At 59.6% G+C, this 17,897-nt stretch carries 20 protein-coding genes; 10 read left to right on the forward strand and 10 right to left on the reverse strand.

Going from position 1 to position 17,897, the window contains the following annotated elements; translation table 11 throughout:
• Nucleotides 1-541 precede the first annotated feature (541 nt).
• The 3 genes from BW967_RS16580 (at nt 542) to BW967_RS16590 (ending at nt 3,634) form a co-directional block, all read left to right on the forward strand.
• Nucleotides 542-1,378: a hypothetical protein gene (locus tag BW967_RS16580; protein WP_076486222.1), complete on the forward strand. Its 837-nt coding sequence runs from the start codon at nt 542-544 to the stop codon at nt 1,376-1,378.
• A gap of 41 nt (nt 1,379-1,419) precedes the next feature.
• Nucleotides 1,420-2,394 (forward strand): AAA family ATPase, encoded by a 975-nt coding sequence (locus BW967_RS16585; RefSeq protein WP_076486223.1) that lies wholly within the window; start codon nt 1,420-1,422, stop codon nt 2,392-2,394.
• 448 nt (nt 2,395-2,842) lie between these two features.
• Nucleotides 2,843-3,634, forward strand: coding sequence for a class I SAM-dependent methyltransferase (locus BW967_RS16590; protein WP_076486224.1), 792 nt, complete (start codon nt 2,843-2,845; stop codon nt 3,632-3,634).
• Nucleotides 3,635-3,676: 42 nt separating this feature from the next.
• Here BW967_RS16590 and BW967_RS16595 read toward each other — a convergent pair whose 3' ends face one another.
• From BW967_RS16595 to BW967_RS16610, 4 genes are all read right to left on the reverse strand, one after another.
• Nucleotides 3,677-4,912 carry a saccharopine dehydrogenase family protein gene (locus tag BW967_RS16595; RefSeq protein ID WP_076486225.1) on the reverse strand — a complete coding sequence of 412 codons (1,236 nt, stop codon included), beginning with the start codon at nt 4,910-4,912 and terminating at the stop codon, nt 3,677-3,679.
• 47 nt (nt 4,913-4,959) lie between these two features.
• Nucleotides 4,960-6,054: a carboxynorspermidine decarboxylase gene (locus BW967_RS16600; protein WP_076486226.1), complete on the reverse strand. Its 1,095-nt coding sequence runs from the start codon at nt 6,052-6,054 to the stop codon at nt 4,960-4,962.
• A 70-nt stretch (nt 6,055-6,124) separates the two neighbouring features.
• Nucleotides 6,125-6,775, reverse strand: coding sequence for a winged helix-turn-helix domain-containing protein (locus BW967_RS16605; RefSeq protein ID WP_076486227.1), 651 nt, complete (start codon nt 6,773-6,775; stop codon nt 6,125-6,127).
• Between the two features lie 25 nt (nt 6,776-6,800).
• Nucleotides 6,801-7,082, reverse strand: coding sequence for a hypothetical protein (locus tag BW967_RS16610; protein ID WP_076486286.1), 282 nt, complete (start codon nt 7,080-7,082; stop codon nt 6,801-6,803).
• A gap of 164 nt (nt 7,083-7,246) precedes the next feature.
• On the opposite strand from BW967_RS16610, the gene BW967_RS16615 reads away from it, so the two are divergent.
• From BW967_RS16615 to BW967_RS16625, 3 genes are all read left to right on the forward strand, one after another.
• On the forward strand, nt 7,247-7,729 hold the full coding sequence (locus BW967_RS16615; protein WP_139327853.1) for a hypothetical protein: 483 nt from the start codon (nt 7,247-7,249) through the stop codon (nt 7,727-7,729).
• Nucleotides 7,730-7,836: 107 nt separating this feature from the next.
• Complete coding sequence (locus BW967_RS16620; RefSeq protein ID WP_076486229.1) at nt 7,837-8,472, forward strand: ribonuclease HII; 636 nt, start codon at nt 7,837-7,839, stop codon at nt 8,470-8,472.
• Between the two features lie 110 nt (nt 8,473-8,582).
• Nucleotides 8,583-9,686, forward strand: a complete 1,104-nt coding sequence (locus BW967_RS16625) for a site-specific DNA-methyltransferase (RefSeq protein ID WP_076486230.1) — start codon at nt 8,583-8,585, stop codon at nt 9,684-9,686.
• A gap of 91 nt (nt 9,687-9,777) precedes the next feature.
• Here the strand turns inward: BW967_RS16625 and BW967_RS16630 are convergent, their stop codons facing one another.
• The 4 genes from BW967_RS16630 to BW967_RS16645 are packed head-to-tail and all read right to left on the reverse strand — an operon-like array spanning nt 9,778 to nt 12,104.
• Nucleotides 9,778-10,209, reverse strand: coding sequence for a MarR family winged helix-turn-helix transcriptional regulator (locus tag BW967_RS16630; protein WP_076486231.1), 432 nt, complete (start codon nt 10,207-10,209; stop codon nt 9,778-9,780).
• Entirely contained in the window at nt 10,202-11,041 is an 840-nt protein-coding gene (locus BW967_RS16635) for a carbon-nitrogen hydrolase family protein (RefSeq protein WP_076486232.1), read from the reverse strand. The genes BW967_RS16630 and BW967_RS16635 overlap by 8 nt, the downstream gene beginning before the upstream one ends.
• Nucleotides 11,041-11,298 carry a glutaredoxin 3 gene (grxC, locus tag BW967_RS16640; protein WP_076486233.1) on the reverse strand — a complete coding sequence of 86 codons (258 nt, stop codon included), beginning with the start codon at nt 11,296-11,298 and terminating at the stop codon, nt 11,041-11,043. Before grxC ends, BW967_RS16635 begins: the two co-directional genes overlap by 1 nt.
• A 32-nt stretch (nt 11,299-11,330) precedes the next feature.
• Nucleotides 11,331-12,104 (reverse strand): ComF family protein, encoded by a 774-nt coding sequence (locus BW967_RS16645; protein WP_245826595.1) that lies wholly within the window; start codon nt 12,102-12,104, stop codon nt 11,331-11,333.
• Between BW967_RS16645 and BW967_RS16650 the strand changes: the two genes are divergently transcribed.
• A complete protein-coding gene (locus BW967_RS16650) occupies nt 12,103-12,933 on the forward strand; it encodes a methyltransferase domain-containing protein (protein WP_076486234.1) in 831 nt (276 codons plus the stop codon). The genes BW967_RS16645 and BW967_RS16650 overlap by 2 nt on opposite strands.
• Here BW967_RS16650 and BW967_RS16655 read toward each other — a convergent pair whose 3' ends face one another.
• Nucleotides 12,934-14,280 carry an alpha,alpha-trehalose-phosphate synthase (UDP-forming) gene (locus BW967_RS16655; protein WP_076486235.1) on the reverse strand — a complete coding sequence of 449 codons (1,347 nt, stop codon included), beginning with the start codon at nt 14,278-14,280 and terminating at the stop codon, nt 12,934-12,936.
• Nucleotides 14,280-15,020, reverse strand: a complete 741-nt coding sequence (otsB, locus tag BW967_RS16660) for a trehalose-phosphatase (protein WP_076486236.1) — start codon at nt 15,018-15,020, stop codon at nt 14,280-14,282. Before otsB ends, BW967_RS16655 begins: the two co-directional genes overlap by 1 nt.
• A gap of 113 nt (nt 15,021-15,133) precedes the next feature.
• Between otsB and hemH the strand changes: the two genes are divergently transcribed.
• The 3 genes from hemH (at nt 15,134) to BW967_RS16675 (ending at nt 17,892) form a co-directional block, all read left to right on the forward strand.
• Nucleotides 15,134-16,192, forward strand: coding sequence for a ferrochelatase (hemH, locus tag BW967_RS16665; RefSeq protein WP_076486237.1), 1,059 nt, complete (start codon nt 15,134-15,136; stop codon nt 16,190-16,192).
• A gap of 69 nt (nt 16,193-16,261) precedes the next feature.
• Nucleotides 16,262-16,942, forward strand: a complete 681-nt coding sequence (locus BW967_RS16670; protein WP_245826597.1) for a lysophospholipid acyltransferase family protein — start codon at nt 16,262-16,264, stop codon at nt 16,940-16,942.
• A complete protein-coding gene (locus BW967_RS16675; protein WP_076486238.1) occupies nt 16,939-17,892 on the forward strand; it encodes a phosphatidate cytidylyltransferase in 954 nt (317 codons plus the stop codon). The genes BW967_RS16670 and BW967_RS16675 overlap by 4 nt, the downstream gene beginning before the upstream one ends.
• Nucleotides 17,893-17,897: the final 5 nt, after the last annotated feature.

Raw genomic sequence — 17,897 nt, forward strand, 5'->3', positions numbered from 1 at the left:
TCGGACGGGCGATAGCCCGGACGACCCGGCGTTGCCGGAGAGACCCGTGCCGTGAAATCGGCGATTTCGACCGACTTTTTCAACACTATCCGCCCTTATGGTCAAAAGGTGGTGTCCATTGCTGCGCGGCGTATAAATGGCCGCTATCCCAAACTCGCCGCGGGTGCCAAACCGCACCGCCGCAAGTCAGCTTTCCGGCCCCGTTGCTAACGCTGCCATCCGCTTAGGGGCGTGGGCGTGTCGATCCACGGTTTTTCAATGGGAGGCTCAAGTCCTGTTACGCCCCTGCCCAGGAGGCTTTTCTTCCGACACACCCGGGTATTCCGGCTGCTTCGAATATGCGAATGAAGACTCATTTTTTCGCATAAATATCAGTGCGTTAAAATCACTTGCGCGGGTTGGCAGACTATGACATGGGCTCGCCGGAAAATCGTCCACTCCCGATGGAATGGGCGTCCCCATGCCTGCCCCATCGAGTGCCCTATGATACACGGGTCGCAAGGCGGGAGAGCTGCCGGGATATGACGCCAAGGCATCCGGCGTGCTGGATATCGACCTCCTCTATGAAATCCTGACCAAGTTTTTCATCGATGAATACCCGTCCCTGAAACATATGGGCGTCGGGATGGCTGGGCGTCGGCCTGCCGAGGTCTATAAAGAACTGAATGAGACCCGCGGGATCTTTCGACCTTTGGATGAGGATCTCCGTCGCATCCATCTGGGCTGGAAATTTGATCTGAAAGCCAATGACGAGGGTGTGCGGGTTCTGGAGGGCCTCTTCTATTCGTCCGACGAATTTCAGCTCGCTATCGATGGGTATCAGGGCAAGGTCGCCGTATATCTTGATCCCGACAATCTGAACTTTGCAACCGCAGTGATCCCTCGTGATCCAGAGCCATATAAGCTGGCATTACAGACGACCGCCTTCGCCGATCTGACCGCATCCGAATTCCTGGAGCTGATGACGCACTACCGGCGTGAAAACCCAGAGTTGACAACGCTCTACGAAGACCGGATCGCAAAGGTTCGCCTCGAGAGGCATGATCAGCTCAAGAAAATCGGCGTCGAGCGGCGGCTTCCAAGGAGCTATGTCACTCAGGCCGAAGCCTGCAAGAAGGCCAAGAGCCTGTTCGCCTCATCTCGGCTGGTCAACACGCATGTGCCGCTCGATACGGTCGCCCCCGGCTCTCTGGCCACCGCGACCTCGGGGCCGGGGATCCTGCCGCTCGGCGCTGAAAATGTCATAGACCACGAGCCTGAAGGACCGGTCTCTACGCCCGCTCTGCCAGCGAGGAAGCCGAAGCCCAAGGCCGAAAAACCATCTTCGGAGCCCCCTGTTCGGCTCGGCCGACCCGCCCAAAAGGGTGAGATCTTGTAACTACCGCCATCTCAATCACCTCTAGCCTTTCAAGGATACCCATGGGTTTCATCGACCAGAAACGCGTCAATGCATCACTTGCTCTGCAGCGCGGCCATTATACTTTCCCGCGCGCGGCAAAGCTCCGCGAAGCTTTTGAAAACTGCCTGCACGATTACTATGTCAAAGCCAAGATTGGCGGGCATTTCGAAGCACGCGGCTTGCTGGTGACTGGGGAATCCCGGGTCGGAAAGACCTCCGAAACTGTCCGGCTTGTGGAGGAATTCAACGCCAGCATGACTGCGATGCCCAATGGGAAGCTGGGTAAGATCATCTACTGCAAGCTTGACGGGTCGATCAGCTGGAAAGATCTTGGCCACAAGACTCTTGAGGCACTCGGTTACCCTGCGAATCCTCGGCGCACCCAAGGTGAATTGTGGAACATGGTTCGCCATCAATGCCGCGAACAGGACGTCATCGGACTCTACTATGATGAATGCCAGCACGCCTTTACGTCGGGCCCAAAGTCCAACGAAAAGCTCCTCGACCGTTTTAAGGCGCTGATGAAGGAACCGGAATGGCCATTGATGCTCATCCTGTCAGGCGTCCCGGTTCTGGCCAGCCATGTGAACTCTGAAGAGCAGATCGCCCATCTCCTCTCCCACATTCATTTCGATAAGATCAACCTTGGCAGGTTCGCCGATCCGACAAAGGATCCGGACATGATCGAACTGAACAAGCTCGTCTACACCTATGCCGAACGCGCCGATATTGATGTCGAAGACCTTGTTGACGTCGATTTTCTGCAGCGCCTAGATTTTGCCTGCGCCTCCAGGTGGGGCCTCGTCATCGAGCTTCTGATCCGCGCCTTCGGCTTGTGCAGACTTCGCAGCCAGAGGACCGTCACGGTCAAAATGTTCTCCGAGGCCTATGCCCAGAATTCCCGCCTGCCTCAGGGCTTGTGCCCTTTCACCGCACCCGACTATCGCAACATGATCGACGGCGAAAAGCTCACGCAGATGATGCTGGACGAATAGCGGCTGACCAAGATTGGTATCGACGTTTCAGGGCTCGCATCGCGGGCCCTTTTTTTTGGCCGCAGCCGTGCATGCTTATGTGTCAACTGTGCATGCTTATGCCTCGCGGCGAAGATCGCCCTACGGCAAGCACCTGAAATACTTAAGATATTTATGCACGGCACAGCCGCCGAATCAACTGGGTGTGCAAACTTATGGTACATTGGCACTAGGCGAATAAAAACAAAGCCTTACGGTGCTTTGAGCCATTTGGTGTGGAGGCGGCGCGCGATTTCCTAAGTGGGTCTGTCGCGGTATCATCGACAACGAGATGATCTCGGCATGTCGCCTGCGCCTCGCCGCGACATCATGGTATTGAGCGGTCCGCCAAATTTTCTTGAGCGGATCAGCAAACCCAGCAAGACTTCCCTTTGACGCGGATAGATCGGACGGCGTGAGGTGAAGCGCAATGACCGCACATGAGATTGCCGAATTGAGCATTGCAGCAGATGCTGAGCGGCCAGAAATTCGTGCGCTTGACGTCTCAATGTTTGATCGCACCGATTTTCTCAACATGCTGCTGCAGCGCTCGGAAACCTTGTTCGATGTGGCGCGGCCGGGGCGCATCATCAAAGCTTGGAGCGAGGGTGATGAGGCGCCAATCGCAGAACAAATCGAACGGCTCGGCGCAGAGATCGCGCGGCGTACGGCGGCGGTGATCTTGGGTGAATACCGCCCGATGCAGGCGCGTATTCAGGCGCTAAACCCGCGCCGCGTCGCTGATATTGGCTGCGGCTATGCAATTTGGGATTTGCTCGCGCATCGCGATACGGGCTGCGAGATTGTGCTGATCGACATCGAGGAAAACGACCACCGTCATTTCGGCTATGCGAATGAAGGGGCGGCTTACACAAGTCTTCAGAAGGCACGTGCCTTCTTGGTGGCAAACGGTGTTCCCGAGGAAAAGGTTCAAACCCTGAACCCGAAAACGGATGATCTGGCGCAAGCCGGGCGGATTGACCTTGCCGTCAGCTTCGTTTCTTGCGGCTTTCACTATCCTGCTGCGACCTATCTTGATTTCTTCCGTAGTCAGGTCGCCCCGGCGGGGTCTGTGCTGCTTGATCTGCGGCTTAGATCGGTGGAGCCGCAGATCTGGGACCTTGCGGCGATGGGGCCAATCGAGACGATCTCTGGCCACCCAAAGGCGCGGCGCATTTTGTTGCGAAAGATGGGTGAGCCGTCCGCAGCCAGCATAAAATAAGGCCCGCTCGCGCGGGCCTTTGGTGTTTCGATTGCGTCTTGTTCAGATCGCGCGGTCAGTGCCGGTGGTGTCGATCACCCGGCTCGGCAGGCCGATTTCGCCAAGCAGTTCGAGGAACGGGCGCGGCGGCAGATCTTCGACATTGGCCATGTGCCCCACATCCCACACGCCTTTCGCGATCAAGATCGCGGCGGCGACCGGCGGCACGCCAGCGGTGTAGGAAATTCCTTGGCTGCCAACCTCGTTATAAGCCTCTTTGTGGTCGGCCACGTTATAGATGAACACCTCGGCCGGTTTGCCGTCTTTGGTGCCCTTGATCACGTCGCCAATGCAGGTTTTGCCGGTGTAATCGGGCGCAAGGCTGGCCGGGTCGGGCAGCACGGCTTTCACCACCTTAAGCGGGATCACTTCCTGCCCTTCGGCGGTTTTCACCGGCTGTTCCGAGAGCAGGCCTAGGTTCTTCAGCACCGTGAAGACGTTGATGTAGTGATCGCCAAAGCCCATCCAGAAGCGCACATCGGCGTGGGCATAGCGGGCCGAGAGCGAATGCACCTCGTCATGACCGGTCATATAGGCCTTTTGCTTGCCAACAACGGGCAGATCCCATTCCTTGCCGACCTCGAACATCTTGTTCGACTGCCACGCGCCCTGCTGCCACGAATAGACCGTGCCAGTGAATTCGCGGAAGTTGATCTCCGGGTCGAAGTTGGTGGCAAACCAACGGCCATGTGAGCCCGCGTTGATATCGACAATGTCGATGCTCTCAATCGTGTCGAGGAATTCTTCTTCCGCCAGACGCGCATAAGCGTTGACCACGCCCGGGTCGAAGCCCACGCCCAAAATAGCCGTGACGCCCGCTGCTTTACAGGCTTCGCGGCGCTTCCATTCATAGTTGCCATACCACGGCGGGGTCTCGCAGATTTTTTCCGGATCTTCGTGGATCGCGGTGTCCATATAGGCCACGCCGGTGTCGATGCAGGCTTGCATCACCGTCATATTGACGAAGGCGGAGCCCACATTGATCACGATCTGCGCGCCGGTCTTGCGGATCAGCTCGGCCACCGCCGCGCTGTCCATCGCATCGACGGCATGCCCTTCGAACGTGCCTTGCACTTTCATCGCGCTCTTTTCGTGCACCGAGGCGATGATTGCATCGCATTTGGATTGGGTGCGGGAGGCGATGTGCAGGTCACCCAGAATGTCGTTGTGTTGCGCGCATTTGTGGGCAACCACTTGCGCGACGCCACCGGCACCGATGATAAGCACGTTCTTTTTCACTTCAGCTGGCTCCTTTCATGAGCAAGGGAAGGGGGGCGATCAGCCCCTCAGGACAGGGATGTCAGGTAATCCTCGTAACCGAACTGTCGAATAAGCTCGATCTCGCCGGTTTCTCGTTTGATCGCGATCGACGGCATGTTGACGCCGTTGAACCAGTTTTTCTTGACCATCGTATAGCCCGCCGCATCCGCGACCGAGATCCGGTCGCCAACGTTCAGCGGCTGTTCAAAGCGGGCCTCGCCAAAGATATCGCCCGCAAGGCAGGATTTACCGCAGATCTGATAGGCATGATCACCGGTTTGCGGCAGTTTTGCGCTTTCGCGGTAGATCAACAGATCGAGCATATGCGCTTCGATCGAGCTGTCGACGATGGCGAGGTTCTTGCCGTTATCAAGCAGGTCCAGCACCGTCACCTCAAGCGAGGTGGATTGAGTGATCGACGCTTCACCCGGCTCCAAATAGACCTGCACGCCGAAACGATCCGAGAAGGTTTTGAGCCGCTTGGCCAGTTCTTCCAGCGGGTAGCCTTCGCCGGTGAAGTGGATGCCGCCACCAAGGCTCACCCAATCAAGCTTTTCCAAAAGCGGGGCGAATTCGCGCTCAATCCGGCCAAGCTGTTCGTCAAACAGAGCGAAATCGCGGTTCTCGCAGTTGTAGTGGATCATCACCCCGGTGATGAGATCGGCGACGCCCAAAAGCTTAGTCACATCCCATTCGCCCAGTCGGGAGAAAGGGCGGGCCGGGTCGGCCAGATCAAAGCCAGAGGTCGAGAAACGCGGGTTCAGCCGCACGCCACGCTGAATGCCCGCCGAGGGGCCTTCAAATCGGGTCAGCTGCCCCACGGTGTTGAAGATGATCTTGTCCGCGTAAGAACACGCCTCGTCGATCTCACGATCCGACCAAGCCACCGAGTAGGCATGGGTTTCTTTGCCAAACTTTTCCCGGCCCAAGCGCAGCTCGTACAGCGAGCTGGAGGTGGTGCCGTCCATATAGGGGCGCATGATGTCAAAGGCAGACCATGTGGCAAAGCATTTGAGCGCCAAAAGCGCCTTTGCCCCCGAAGCGGCCCGCAAAGCCTCGACCTTGCGCATGTTCGTCAGAAGCCGGGCTTCGTCGATCAGGTAGAAGGGTGTCGGAATCATGGGCGCCCCCCCGAAAAAAGTGAAGCCGCGATATAGGCCCCTAACCCTTGTGACGCAACAGGTTTTGGGCTCAGTCGACGCGCAGCCGTTCCTTGGCTACGCCCAGCGTGTAACCTTTACGTGAAATGTTTCTAACCAAAAGTTCTGAGACCAGCGCATTGCCAAGCGCGTCGCGCAGCCGCTTGATGCGGGTCGCGCCTGCGGCCTCATCACAATCGGCTTCGGGTTTGCCGGAGATCATCGCCTCGATCTGCGCGCCGGTTAGCAGTTCATCATCCATCCGCGCTTCGGCGAGAACAGAAAGCGTGTCTATGGCGGCGGGGGTCAGGGTAAAGGCCATATCATTCAGCATCACCGCGTTTTCGGCGCGCAGAATGCGCAGGCTTTGCACCTCAATCCCGGTGCGTTGAATCGCACTCATGCGGCGGTTCAGGCTGGCAATGGTGACCAAAAGCACGAGCGCCGCGACCATCAAGACGGTGGCAAAAACCAGCAGGATGAAAATGATCACGCGGTAAGAGGCGAGCACCTCACCAAACGCGGTGCCCGATTGCGCGAGCACCTCCAACAGCCGCAACTGGGTTGGGTTGGTCAGCGCGTCGTTTTGCACAAAGATCTGCTCAACCCGAGTGTTGAACGCATTGGCATCTGGCAGCGATAGGAACAGCAAAGCCGCCGCCGCCGCCAAGGCCACGGCAATCGCGGCCACACCCCAGATCATCGCGCGAGAGCCGGTTTTCAGCCCCTCAGTAACGGAGGAAGTAGCCACCAGCACTCGCCTTCTTAGATTGCAAACTTTCGGGCCCGAAAGTGGATACGACATTGAGCAAAACCCAACCGCCTGCCGCGAGTCGCGGGGTCAAAACAGCCGCCGCCGCGCCGGGCGAACAGGCGTTGTCGGGAACCTGGGCCACACCATAATGCAGCCGCAAGGGATTGTCCTGCTTTGCCTTGTAATCGGCATAGCACTGGGCCTGCGCAGGTGCGGCAAAGGCCATAAAAGCAAAGGCTATGAGCGCGTGTTTCATCATGTGTTCAGGCTGCGCGCAGTGGCGCTGTTATGCAATAGCCAAAAGGGGTTGCGGGGTTTGATATCCAATAACACGAGGTTGATATTGTGTTTCGGAACGCTTGAAGCCGATGATCGTTTTATCCCAAACGCGGTTCGCCGCACGAACGTTAGGACATTCCCATGACAATGACTCTTCGTAACCGTTTTACCGCCGCCCTGACCGCTATCGCGCTTGCCACGGGTGGTTTAACCGCCACTGGAACGCCTGCTGCCGCGATGAGTGATAATGACAAGGCTGCCTTGGGTATTGTGCTGGGGATCGGCGCGATGGCGCTGATTGCAGATAGCAAAAAGGACAGCCGTGCCCATTCGGAACCTGCCTACCCCCGCCACGATGTGCGTTCGGAGCGTCGCGATGATCGCCGCTGGGATGACCGCCGCCGCGATACGTGGCGCACCATTCCGGGAAACTGCGTGGTGAACTTTGGTGGCCGCGAGACCCGCAGCAATTTGGTGTCGGCGCGCTGTGCTGCCGACGCCGTGGGTTGGCGTGCGCTGCCGACAAGCTGCAAAGTCCGCCTGCATAATGACCGGAGCCGCGGCGCGACCTTCTATCAGCGTCGCTGCCTTGAGGATCACGGGTTCCGCATCGACCGCCGCTGAGCCAGTTGCCCGGGCACAATCAGAGCGACAGAATGCGTCGTAGAGAGCGAGGGGTGACCCCTCGCTTTTTTATTGCGCCATCATTCGTGAGGCGGCACAGGGGTCCTATGGCAAACCAACCCGATGACAGTTTTGAAATCGCCGCCCGCGCTCGCGGGCTTTTGCATGTGGCGGGCGTGGATGAGGTGGGGCGTGGCCCCCTGTGCGGCCCGGTCACTGCGGCAGCGGTGATTTTGGACCCTGCGCATATTCCGGCGGGGCTGAATGATTCGAAGAAGCTGTCCGCCAAGCGTCGTGCCGAATTGGTGGCGCAAATCACCGCGACCGCAGATTGGTGTGTGGCGCATGCGAGCGTGGAAGAGATTGATGCGCTCAATATTTTGCAAGCCAGCCACCTTGCGATGTGCCGCGCGATTGAGGGGCTGAAAACGACGCCCGATCATGTGTTGGTGGATGGCAACCGCTTGCCCAAGGCGCTGACGATCTCGGCCGAGACTTTGGTGAAGGGGGATGGCCGTTCCGTCTCCATCGCGGCGGCGTCGATTTTGGCGAAAGAAGCCCGCGATGCGCTGATGGTGGATTTGGCGCAACAATACCCGGGTTATGGCTGGGAAAGAAACGCCGGTTACCCAACCAAAGACCACCTGCAAGCGCTCCTAGATTTGGGGGTTACGCCCGTTCATAGACGTTCGTTTAAGCCCGTCCACAATATCTTGTGCCAAGCGAAAACTGTAACCCCCTGATTCAAAAAAGAAATTGACGGCGATTCGGCTTTGACTCATCTTTAGGCCCATAGACCGGCACAAGCTGGCGACCCACCGGGCATGACCCAGACGGGCAGAATGAGGCAGAAATGACCAAATCCCAAACGCGGAAGCCGCAACCGGCTCTTCCGCTCAATCAGATCATTGCGGGTGACTGCATCGAAGAAATGAACCGCTTGCCCGAGGCAAGTGTCGATCTGATCTTCGCCGACCCGCCCTATAACCTGCAACTGCGTGGCGACCTGCATCGACCGGATAATTCCAAGGTTGATGCGGTGGATGATGCATGGGACAAGTTTGGCTCCTTTGGCCATTACGACCATTTCACCCGCGATTGGTTGGCCGCCGCCAAGCGTATCTTGAAGCCCAATGGGGCGATCTGGGTGATTGGCTCTTACCACAATGTGTTCCGCCTTGGGGCGGAGCTGCAAAACCAGGGTTTCTGGATTTTGAATGACGTGGTTTGGCGTAAGTCGAACCCGATGCCGAACTTCCGCGGCAAACGTCTGACCAATGCGCATGAAACGCTGATCTGGGCGAGCAAGTCCGAAGGCGCAAAATACACCTTCAATTACGAGGCGCTCAAAGCGCTGAACGAAGGGATTCAGATGCGCTCGGATTGGGTGCTGCCGATCTGCACCGGCGGTGAGCGGCTCAAAGATGATGCGGGCGACAAAGCCCACCCGACGCAAAAGCCCGAAGCGCTGCTGCACCGGATCATTTTGGGCACCACGAACCCCGGTGATGTGGTTCTGGACCCGTTCTTTGGCACTGGCACCACGGGCGCTGTGGCAAAGATGCTGGGGCGCGATTACATCGGCATTGAGCGCGAAGAAGCTTATCGCACGGCGGCCGAAAAGCGGCTGGCCAAAGTGCGCAAGTTTGACCGTGAGGCGCTGGAAACCACCACCTCGAAACGTGCCGAACCGCGCGTGCCCTTTGGCCAATTGGTCGAGCGTGGCATGCTGCGTCCGGGCGAAGAGCTTTACTCCATCGGCAATCGCTACAAAGCGAAAGTGCGCGCCGATGGCACGCTGATCGGCAATGATGTGAAGGGCTCGATCCACCAAGTTGGCGCGCATCTGGAAGGTGCGCCGAGCTGCAATGGTTGGACCTATTGGCACTTCAAGCGCGACGGCAAATTGGTGCCGATTGACCTGCTGCGTCAGCAGATCCGCGCCGAGATGAACTAAGAGATACGCGGTTACCGCCAGTGTCTTGGCATGACCCAAGGCACGACCTTGCCCCGCCGTTCACTCGGCGGGGTCTTTTTGCATCTGGGGGTTAGCTTTCTTCCAGCCGCGCGCGCAATTCGCGCAACACGGGCAGCACAGCACGGACCTTATCGGCCCCGATGTCGCGCACAATATCGCCCATGAGCGGCATCAAAGTGGCCAGCGCCGCATCGCGCGCCTGCCGCCCGGCGGGCGAGATCGCCACGAATTTGCGCCGCGCATCATCCCAATCGGGGCGAATATGCACATGCCCCGCCCAGACGAGCTTGGAAAGCGTGTTGGTCATTGCCCCGCGCGTCACATGAAAGGTGGCGGCCAATTGCGCGGGGGTGCGTTCCTCGTTCAGATGCGCAAGGTGATTGAGCACCGAGAAATGAGAGATTTCCATGCCTTTGGGCAAAGCCCGGCTGACAACGTTGCGCGCCAGCTGATCGGCCATAAAGACCTCAGAAAAGAGCGTTGCGGCCAGCGGGTCAGCCATCTTCGGGCCCCTCAAATACGCGGTCATGGGTGATCGAGGGTACGCGGGCGCGCGCCTCGGCCACAAGCGCGAGATCAAGGTCGACCAGCGTCACGCCCGGCTCTGTGCCGCCATCGGCCAGAACTTCGCCCCAAGGGGCCACAGCCAAACTATGGCCATGCGTGCGGCGCGGTTTGCCGCCATGCGCGGCATGGGTGCCGCATTGCGCAGGCGCGAGCACGAAACAGGTGTTCTCAATCGCGCGCGCGCGGATCAGGCTTTCCCAATGCGCGGCGCCTGTTGTGTCATTGAACGCGGCGGGCAGGGTCAGGATTTCTGCCCCCGCATGGGCCAAGCGGCGGAACAGATGCGGGAAGCGCAGATCATAGCAAATCGCCATGCCGATCTTGGCGAAATCTGCCCGTGCCAGCACGGCGCGCGCACCGGGGCGATAGGCATCCGATTCGCGATAGCGTTCCGTGGGCGAGACATCGACATCGAACATATGGATCTTGTCATAGCGCGCCACGATCTGCCCTTGCGGGCCAATTAGGAACGAGCGGTTGGCAAATCGGCCATCACCCTCATGCGTTTTGAGCCCCAAAGAGCCAATCAGCAGCCAAATGCCCAAACTCTCCGCCTCGGCCCGCAGCGCGGCAAGGGTCGGGTCATCTTCTTCACGGCGAAGCACGGCGTTTTGCAGCGCGCGGTCAGAAGACAAGAGATTGGTGCATTCGGGGGTGAGCACAAAGCTCGCCCCCTGCGCCGCCGCTTGCCGGATAAACCCAACCGTCACCGGCAGGTTTTCTGCCGGATCATCGCTGACGGAAAGCTGAACCAGCCCGGCGCGCATCACTCGGCCAGCATCGGGTCAAGCTGCCCGCGTGCCTCCAGCGCATGCAGATCATCGCAGCCGCCCACATGCGTGCCGCCAATGAAAATTTGCGGCACGGTGTAGCCGCCATTGGCGCGCTGGGTCATTTTTTGCCGTTCCATCGGATCGGCGCTGACATCGGTTTCTTCAAAGGCAACGCCCTTGCGGGTCAACAGCTCTTTGGCGGCGATGCAGTAGGGGCAGGTGGGGGTGGTGTAGATTTCGACGCGTTTCATGACGGCTCCTTGTTGCCCCCAACGTAAGGGCTTCAGGCGTCCTTCGCAACGCGGGCCAGCGCAGCCACCGAAACCTGCCGTGCGCCCGCCGCCCGTGCCGCCTCTGCGCAAGCGGCCATGGTCGCGCCAGAGGTCAGCACATCATCCACCACCAGCACATGCCGCCCCTTGATTTTGGCGGCGTATTTGGGCCGCAGCCGGATCGCATCTTGCACATTTTGGTGCCGTTCGGCGCGGCTCAATCCCTCTTGGCTGGGCGTTGCGCGGCGTCGGTCAAACAAATCCACCACGCAGGGCAGCCTTGTATGCTTGGACATGGTCTGTGCCAAAAGCGCCGATTGGTTGAACATGCGCCGCACCATGCGCATCCGATGCAGTGGCACCGGGGCGATCACCATGCCCGGTTCAATCAGTGGCCGCGCGGCGCGGGCGAGCATTTCGCCCAAAGGCGGCACAAGGTCGAGCCGGTCGGCATGTTTGAAGGCCAAAACCAGTTTGCGCCCGGTGCCCGCATACAAAAATGCGGCCCGGCCTCGGTCCCATGGACGCGGCTCAGATAGGCATTCATCACAAAGTTCGATTGTAGCGCTTTCACCCGGCAGGGGCGCGCCGCAGCAATCGCAGACCGTGCCGGTGATAAAGCTCGCCTCTTGCCAGCAGGGGCTACACATCCCGTGATCGGAGCCCACCGCATCGCCGCAACAAATGCAGCGCGGCGGAAACACCGTATGCAAAGCGGCGGCAAGGGCGCGACGCATGCCATCTGGCATCCGCTTTCGATGCGCTTTATCTTCTATTTCCACCATGAGCACCTCTTACACACTAACAGACCGCCCCGCCTTGATCCGCAACCGGGCCCGCGCCGAACGGCAGGGACCTGCATTGTTCCTCCATGAGGACGCGGCGGAGGAACTCCATGAGAGGCTAAACGAGGTTAACAAAACGTTTACGAGGCCCGCTTTGATCACGCCTTTTGCCGGGCCGTGGCAGGCGGTTTTGCCCACGGCGAAGGTGGTGCAAGACAGCGAGGTCTTGGCGCTTGAAGAGGGTGCGCATGATCTGGTGGTTCATGCGATGTGTTTGCATTGGGCGGAAGACCCGGTGGGCCAGATCGTGCAAGCCGCCCGCGCGCTGGAACCCGATGGGCTGTTCATCGCGGTGATGTTTGGTGGCCAGACCTTGGCCGAATTGCGTGCCGCGCTGGCCGAGGCCGAAGTGGCGGTGACAGGCGGGCTATCGCCGCGGGTTTTGCCGATGGGGGAAATTCGTGATCTTGGCGGGCTGTTGCAACGCGCGGGGTTGGCTTTGCCGGTGGCGGATTCGGTGCTGCGCAAAGTCACCTATGAAAACCCGCTGCGGCTTTTGGCCGATCTACGCGCGATGGGAGAGGCGAATGCGCTCGCGGGCCGGGTGCGCCATTTCACCCGCCGTGCGGTGCTGGCGCAGGCGATGATGCATTACGCCGAGCATTTTGCCGAAGCCGATGGCCGGGTTCGCGCAAGCTTTGACATGGTTTGGCTCACCGGCTGGAAGCCGCATGAAAGCCAGCAAAAACCGCTGCGCCCCGGTGCCGCTTCTGCGCGGCTGGCCGAGGCGCTGGGCACTTGCGAACTCCCAACCGGCGAAAAGCCCTAACTAGCCAAGCGCGTCGAGGAAGTTCTTCGACCACCAATGCACATCTTGGGTCAGCAACACCTCAAGCAGCGCCTCATAGCGTTCGCGCCGCTCTGAATGGGACATCGCCAGCGCGGTCAGGATCGTGCTGGCCATCTGTTCGGTGTCGTGCGGGTTCACAATCAGCGCGGCCGTCATCTGCTCCGCCGCGCCCGCAAATTGCGACAGGATCAAAACCCCCGGATCTTCTGGGTTTTGCGCGGCGATGAACTCTTTCGCGACAAGGTTCATCCCGTCCATCAACGGGGTGACCAGCCCCACATGCGCCGCGCGGTAAAGCCCGGCCAACACCTCGCGCGGGACAGCGCGGTTGATGAAGCGGATCGGCGCCCATTGAATATCGGCGAAAGTGCCGTTGATCCGGCCCGACAAATGCTCGGTCTCTTCACGGATCGCGTCATAGGCCTGCACGCCCTCACGGGTCGGTGGCGAGATTTGCAAGAGCGACACATGCCGATGCCATTCCTCGTGCCGCGACAGAAACTCGCCAAAAGCGCGGAAGCGTTGCGGCACGCCCTTGGAATAATCCAACCGGTCCACGCCGATCATCAACCGCCGTCGATCCTTCACGATCCCCGCGGGCAGCGCCTGAAACTGCTCTTCGGCCAAATCCATGAATTCGCGCGCATCAATCGCGATCGGGAAGGCGGCGACCCGGCATTGGCGTTGGCCCAAATGCAAATAGCCCGAGCCCAAATCAATCGCTTCGCCAATTTCCACCATCGAGGCGAGGCAGGCGCGCACATCGCGTTCGGCTTGCAGCCCGATCAGGTCAAAGCCCGACAGCCATTGGCAGACCTCGCGCCCATTGGGCAGCACATGCATGGACAGCGGCTCGGGGAAGGGGGTGTGCAAAAAGAACCCGATCCGGTTGCCTACGCCCAGCACGCGTAACTCATGCGCCAGTGCCAGCAGGTGGAAATCATGCACCCAGATCCGGTCATCAGGCTCCAGATGGGGTGCCAGCATCCGCGCCAGCCGTCGGTTCACCTTTTTATAGGTCGCGAGATATTCCTGATGGATGTCCACCAGATCGGTGCGGCCATGCAACAGCGGCCAAAGCACCGAATTGGCATAGCCCGCGTAATAGTTTTGCTGCTCTTCCTCGGTCAGATCGAAGCACAGCCGCCGAAACGGCCCGCCCTCAATCTCGCGCAATTCATCCGACGGCGTTTCGCACACCTCGCCCGAGGTGCCGATCCAGATGCCGCCCGCTTGTTCGAGCGCGTCGCCCACGGCCACCACCAGCCCGCCCGAAGGGTTTGCCCCGGTGGGAATACGGTTTGAAAGACAGATCAAGCGCCCCATCAACAGTCCTCCAAAGCGGCGGCAAGCCAAGTGCGCACCTGCGCGGGCGCGGCAAGGCGGTGGCTCGCCGCCGTGGCACCATCGCCCACCTTCACGCCAAAACCGCCATGCGCCTCGGCCCAAGCCAGCGCAGGTTCATCGGTCACATCATCGCCCGCATAGACCGGGCGCCGGCCAGTAAAAGGGGCGATGTGCGACAGCATTTCAAGCGCGCGATCCTTGGACACACCACCTGGGCGCAGCTCGACCGCCATTTTCGCCAATTGCACTTCAAAGCCGGGGAAGCGCGTCGTCAGTTCAGCGGCGAAGCGCTCGGTCAAAAGCTGCAACTCGGGCTTGGCGCGGTAATGCAGCCCGCCCCCAAGCGACTTTGGCTCATAAAGCAGCCCGTTTTCGGCGCAAAAGTCTTCCATCGCCTGTTGCAAATCGGCCAGCCCTTCGGGGCGCACAGCCTCTTGGCCAAGACCACGGGATTCCGCGCCATGGCTGCCCACCATCGGGCCATCAAAGCCCGCAAGATAGGTTTCCAACTCTGGCAGGGAACGCCCAGAGACAATGGCCAGCGCGCCGCCGAGACGTTCGGACAAGCGCGTTAGCGTTTTTCCAAGCTCTTTGGGGATAATAATCGCGTCAGGACGGGGTGCGATCTCGACAAGGCACCCGTCGAAATCTAGAAATAGCGCATCCTGCGCGGCGTTGAGGGCGGGCGGAGCATCTTCAGCTCCGGTTGGTTCACTCATCGGCATACTCCCAACTTAGGTGAGGCGCGGCACATTGCAAAGGCGGCATTGACCTGAGCCGTAAACCCATTAAGTCCGGGGCAGGTTTCATCGGAGTGACGACAGGAAAAGACATGACCGAAGAACGGCCAGCACGCCTTGCCCATGCCCCTGCCGACCATCCGATGGTTCCGCCGGCCAAAATTGGTGTGCTGTTTGCAAACCTCGGCACGCCCGATGCGACCGATTATTGGTCGATGCGGCGCTATTTGAACGAGTTCCTGTCGGATCAGCGGGTGATCGATATTCCGTCGTGGAAGTGGCAGCCGCTGCTGCAATTGATCATCCTATCCAAGCGTCCCTTCACCTCAGGCGAGAACTATCGCTCGATCTGGAACGAAGAACTGGACGAAAGCCCACTGATGACGATCACCCGCCAGCAGGTGACGAAGCTGCGCAAGGCGGTGGATACGCGCTACGGAAAAGACAATGTCGTGGTCGATTTCTGCATGCGTTACGGCAACCCTTCGACCCATGATGTGATCGAAGAAATGGTTGCCAAAGGCTGCGAGCGGATCTTGTTCTTCCCGCTTTATCCGCAATATGCGGGCGCCACCTCGGCCACGGCGAATGACCAATTCTTCCGCGCGCTGATGGCGCAAAAGCGCCAGCCCGCCGCGCGCACCGCGCCCGAATATTTCGCAAGGCCTTCATATATCGAGGCTTTGGCGCAATCGGTTGAACGCGCCTATGCGGATCTTGAACGCCGCCCCGATGTGTTGGTGGCCTCCTATCACGGGATGCCAAGCCGCTATCACCGCGAAGGTGACCCCTACCATTGCCAATGCCAAAAAACCTCGCGGCTTTTGCGCGAGCGGCTCGGTTGGGACAAAGATGGGATCGACACCACCTTCCAATCCGTCTTCGGGCGCGAGGAATGGTTGCGGCCTTACACGGTCGAGCATGTGGTGAAGCTGGCGCAGGCTGGCAAAAAGAACATCGCTGTTATTTCGCCCGCCTTCTCGGCCGATTGCATCGAGACGCTCGAAGAGATCAATGGCGAGATCCGCGAAGCCTTTGAGGAAGCGGGGGGCGAGTTCTTCACCTATGTGCCCTGCCTCAACGATGACGATGCCCATATCGCCGCGCTGATGGAAGTGGTCGAAGAAAACCTCTGCGGTTGGATCTGCTAAGCCGCGCGACCTCTTAGCCCTTGCTATGCCCGCCCCCGGCGTTAGGCTCACCTTACGTCATGCGGCTCTTTGGGCCGGGAGGGGGCGAAACTGCGTGAGGCACTCAAAACCGGGCTGCGGCACGTCGCCGCACGTATCACCGCCGGGGGGATATCGGTCCTGATCCGGTTCCTGACCGCGCCACAGGCGCTTTATGCGGTGGCGCTGCCGCAAGGCGTGCAGCGGGTCTATTTCGCCAATCACTGCTCCAATGCCGATGCGGTGCTGATCTGGGCGGTTTTACCGCCCGAGGTCCGCGCCCGCACCCGGCCCGTGGCGGCAGCGGATTACTGGCTGAAAAATCGCCTTCGTCAGTTCATGGGACGCGATGTCTTTAAGGTGTTGCTGATCGAGCGGCTGCGCGAAAACCGGACCGAGAACCCGGTGGAGCGGATGATGGGCGCGGTAGACGAGGGGTCTTCGCTGATCATCTTCCCCGAAGGGCGGCGCAATGAAAGCGATGAGCTGTTGCTCGAAATGCGCCCCGGTATTTATCACCTTGGCCAAGCGCGGCCGAAGGTGGAACTGGTCCCGGTGTGGATTCACAACCTCAATGCGGTGCTGCCGCGCGGATCGCTCATTCCGGTGCCGCTTTTGTGCACGGTCAGCTTTGGGGAGCCGATGCGTCCGGGTGCGGACGAGACGAAAGAAGACTTCATGGCCCGCGCCCGCGCCGCGCTTTTGGCGCTTGCACCGAAGGAGGCCGTATGACTGCCGAAACCTCGGTCAACCTGATTGCGATCTTTGCGGCGGTCTTTGCCGTGTTGGGCCTTGCCTCTGCCGTGGGGCAGGTGCTGCGCTGGCGCTTTGACCCCGAAGGGATCAGCCCGGTCATTGCCACGCTGAACGCCCGGATTGATGGCTGGTGGCTGATGATCATCGTGCTGTGCTTGGCCTTCTTGATGGGACAAGGCGCGGTTCTGCTCCTTTTCGCCTTTGCCTCATTCAGTGCTTTGCGCGAATTTCTCACGCTGACCCACCGCCAGCGGGCCGATCATGCGGCGCTGGTGGCCTCGTTCTTCTTTGTGCTGCCGGTGCAATATGTCTCTGTTTGGCAAGATTGGTATGGCTTCACCGCGATCTTCATTCCGGTCTATGCCTTCCTTGGCTTGCCGATTTTGACGGTGTTGCGCGCCGACACGGCCCAATTTCTCACCCGCGTGTCAGAGACCCAATGGGCGCTGATGATCGCGATTTATTGCGTTAGCCATGTGCCTGCCTTCCTCACCCTGAAAATTGAAGGCTTTGAAGGCGATAGCATCCTTCTGATCGTGTTTCTGCTGTTTGTGGTGCAATCGGGCGATGTGCTGCGCTACCTCGCCGATAAGGCGATCGGGCGGCATAAAATCGCGCCGCAAGTCTCGCAAAGCAAAACATGGGAAGGGTTCGCCGTTGGGGTGCTGGCGGCTTCCGTCATCGGCGCGGCTTTGTGGTGGATCACGCCCTTCACGCCCCTTCAGGCCTTTGCCATGTCACTTGTCTTGGCGAGCCTTGGCTTTTTTGGTGGGCTGGTGATGGGGGCGATCAAGCGCGACCGCGGCGTGCGGGAATGGGGCCATATGATCGAGGGGCACGGCGGCTTCCTCGACCGGCTCGATTCCGTGGTGTTTGCCGCGCCGGTGTTTTTCCACCTGACGCGGTTTTTCTGGCAAGGCGCGTAGAAAGG

Source organism: Rhodobacter aestuarii (assembly GCF_900156655.1).
GTDB lineage: Bacteria > Pseudomonadota > Alphaproteobacteria > Rhodobacterales > Rhodobacteraceae > Rhodobacter > Rhodobacter aestuarii.

Excerpts from the sequence above, each read along its gene's own strand:
- BW967_RS16635 (WP_076486232.1), bottom strand. The coding sequence starts at position 11,041 with ATGCGCGCCGGGCTGGTTCAGCTTTCCGTCAGCGATGATCCGGCAGAA.
- BW967_RS16650 (WP_076486234.1), top strand. The coding sequence starts at position 12,103 with ATGAGCACCTCTTACACACTAACAGACCGCCCCGCCTTGATCCGCAAC.
- grxC (WP_076486233.1), bottom strand. The coding sequence starts at position 11,298 with ATGAAACGCGTCGAAATCTACACCACCCCCACCTGCCCCTACTGCATC.
- BW967_RS16645 (WP_245826595.1), bottom strand. The coding sequence starts at position 12,104 with ATGGTGGAAATAGAAGATAAAGCGCATCGAAAGCGGATGCCAGATGGC.
- BW967_RS16600 (WP_076486226.1), bottom strand. The coding sequence starts at position 6,054 with ATGATTCCGACACCCTTCTACCTGATCGACGAAGCCCGGCTTCTGACG.
- BW967_RS16585 (WP_076486223.1), top strand. The coding sequence starts at position 1,420 with ATGGGTTTCATCGACCAGAAACGCGTCAATGCATCACTTGCTCTGCAG.
- otsB (WP_076486236.1), bottom strand. The coding sequence starts at position 15,020 with ATGAGTGAACCAACCGGAGCTGAAGATGCTCCGCCCGCCCTCAACGCC.
- BW967_RS16655 (WP_076486235.1), bottom strand. The coding sequence starts at position 14,280 with ATGGGGCGCTTGATCTGTCTTTCAAACCGTATTCCCACCGGGGCAAAC.
- hemH (WP_076486237.1), top strand. The coding sequence starts at position 15,134 with ATGACCGAAGAACGGCCAGCACGCCTTGCCCATGCCCCTGCCGACCAT.
- BW967_RS16610 (WP_076486286.1), bottom strand. The coding sequence starts at position 7,082 with ATGAAACACGCGCTCATAGCCTTTGCTTTTATGGCCTTTGCCGCACCT.
- BW967_RS16605 (WP_076486227.1), bottom strand. The coding sequence starts at position 6,775 with ATGATCTGGGGTGTGGCCGCGATTGCCGTGGCCTTGGCGGCGGCGGCG.
- BW967_RS16675 (WP_076486238.1), top strand. The coding sequence starts at position 16,939 with ATGACTGCCGAAACCTCGGTCAACCTGATTGCGATCTTTGCGGCGGTC.
- BW967_RS16590 (WP_076486224.1), top strand. The coding sequence starts at position 2,843 with ATGACCGCACATGAGATTGCCGAATTGAGCATTGCAGCAGATGCTGAG.
- BW967_RS16620 (WP_076486229.1), top strand. The coding sequence starts at position 7,837 with ATGGCAAACCAACCCGATGACAGTTTTGAAATCGCCGCCCGCGCTCGC.
- BW967_RS16630 (WP_076486231.1), bottom strand. The coding sequence starts at position 10,209 with ATGGCTGACCCGCTGGCCGCAACGCTCTTTTCTGAGGTCTTTATGGCC.
- BW967_RS16615 (WP_139327853.1), top strand. The coding sequence starts at position 7,247 with ATGACAATGACTCTTCGTAACCGTTTTACCGCCGCCCTGACCGCTATC.
- BW967_RS16625 (WP_076486230.1), top strand. The coding sequence starts at position 8,583 with ATGACCAAATCCCAAACGCGGAAGCCGCAACCGGCTCTTCCGCTCAAT.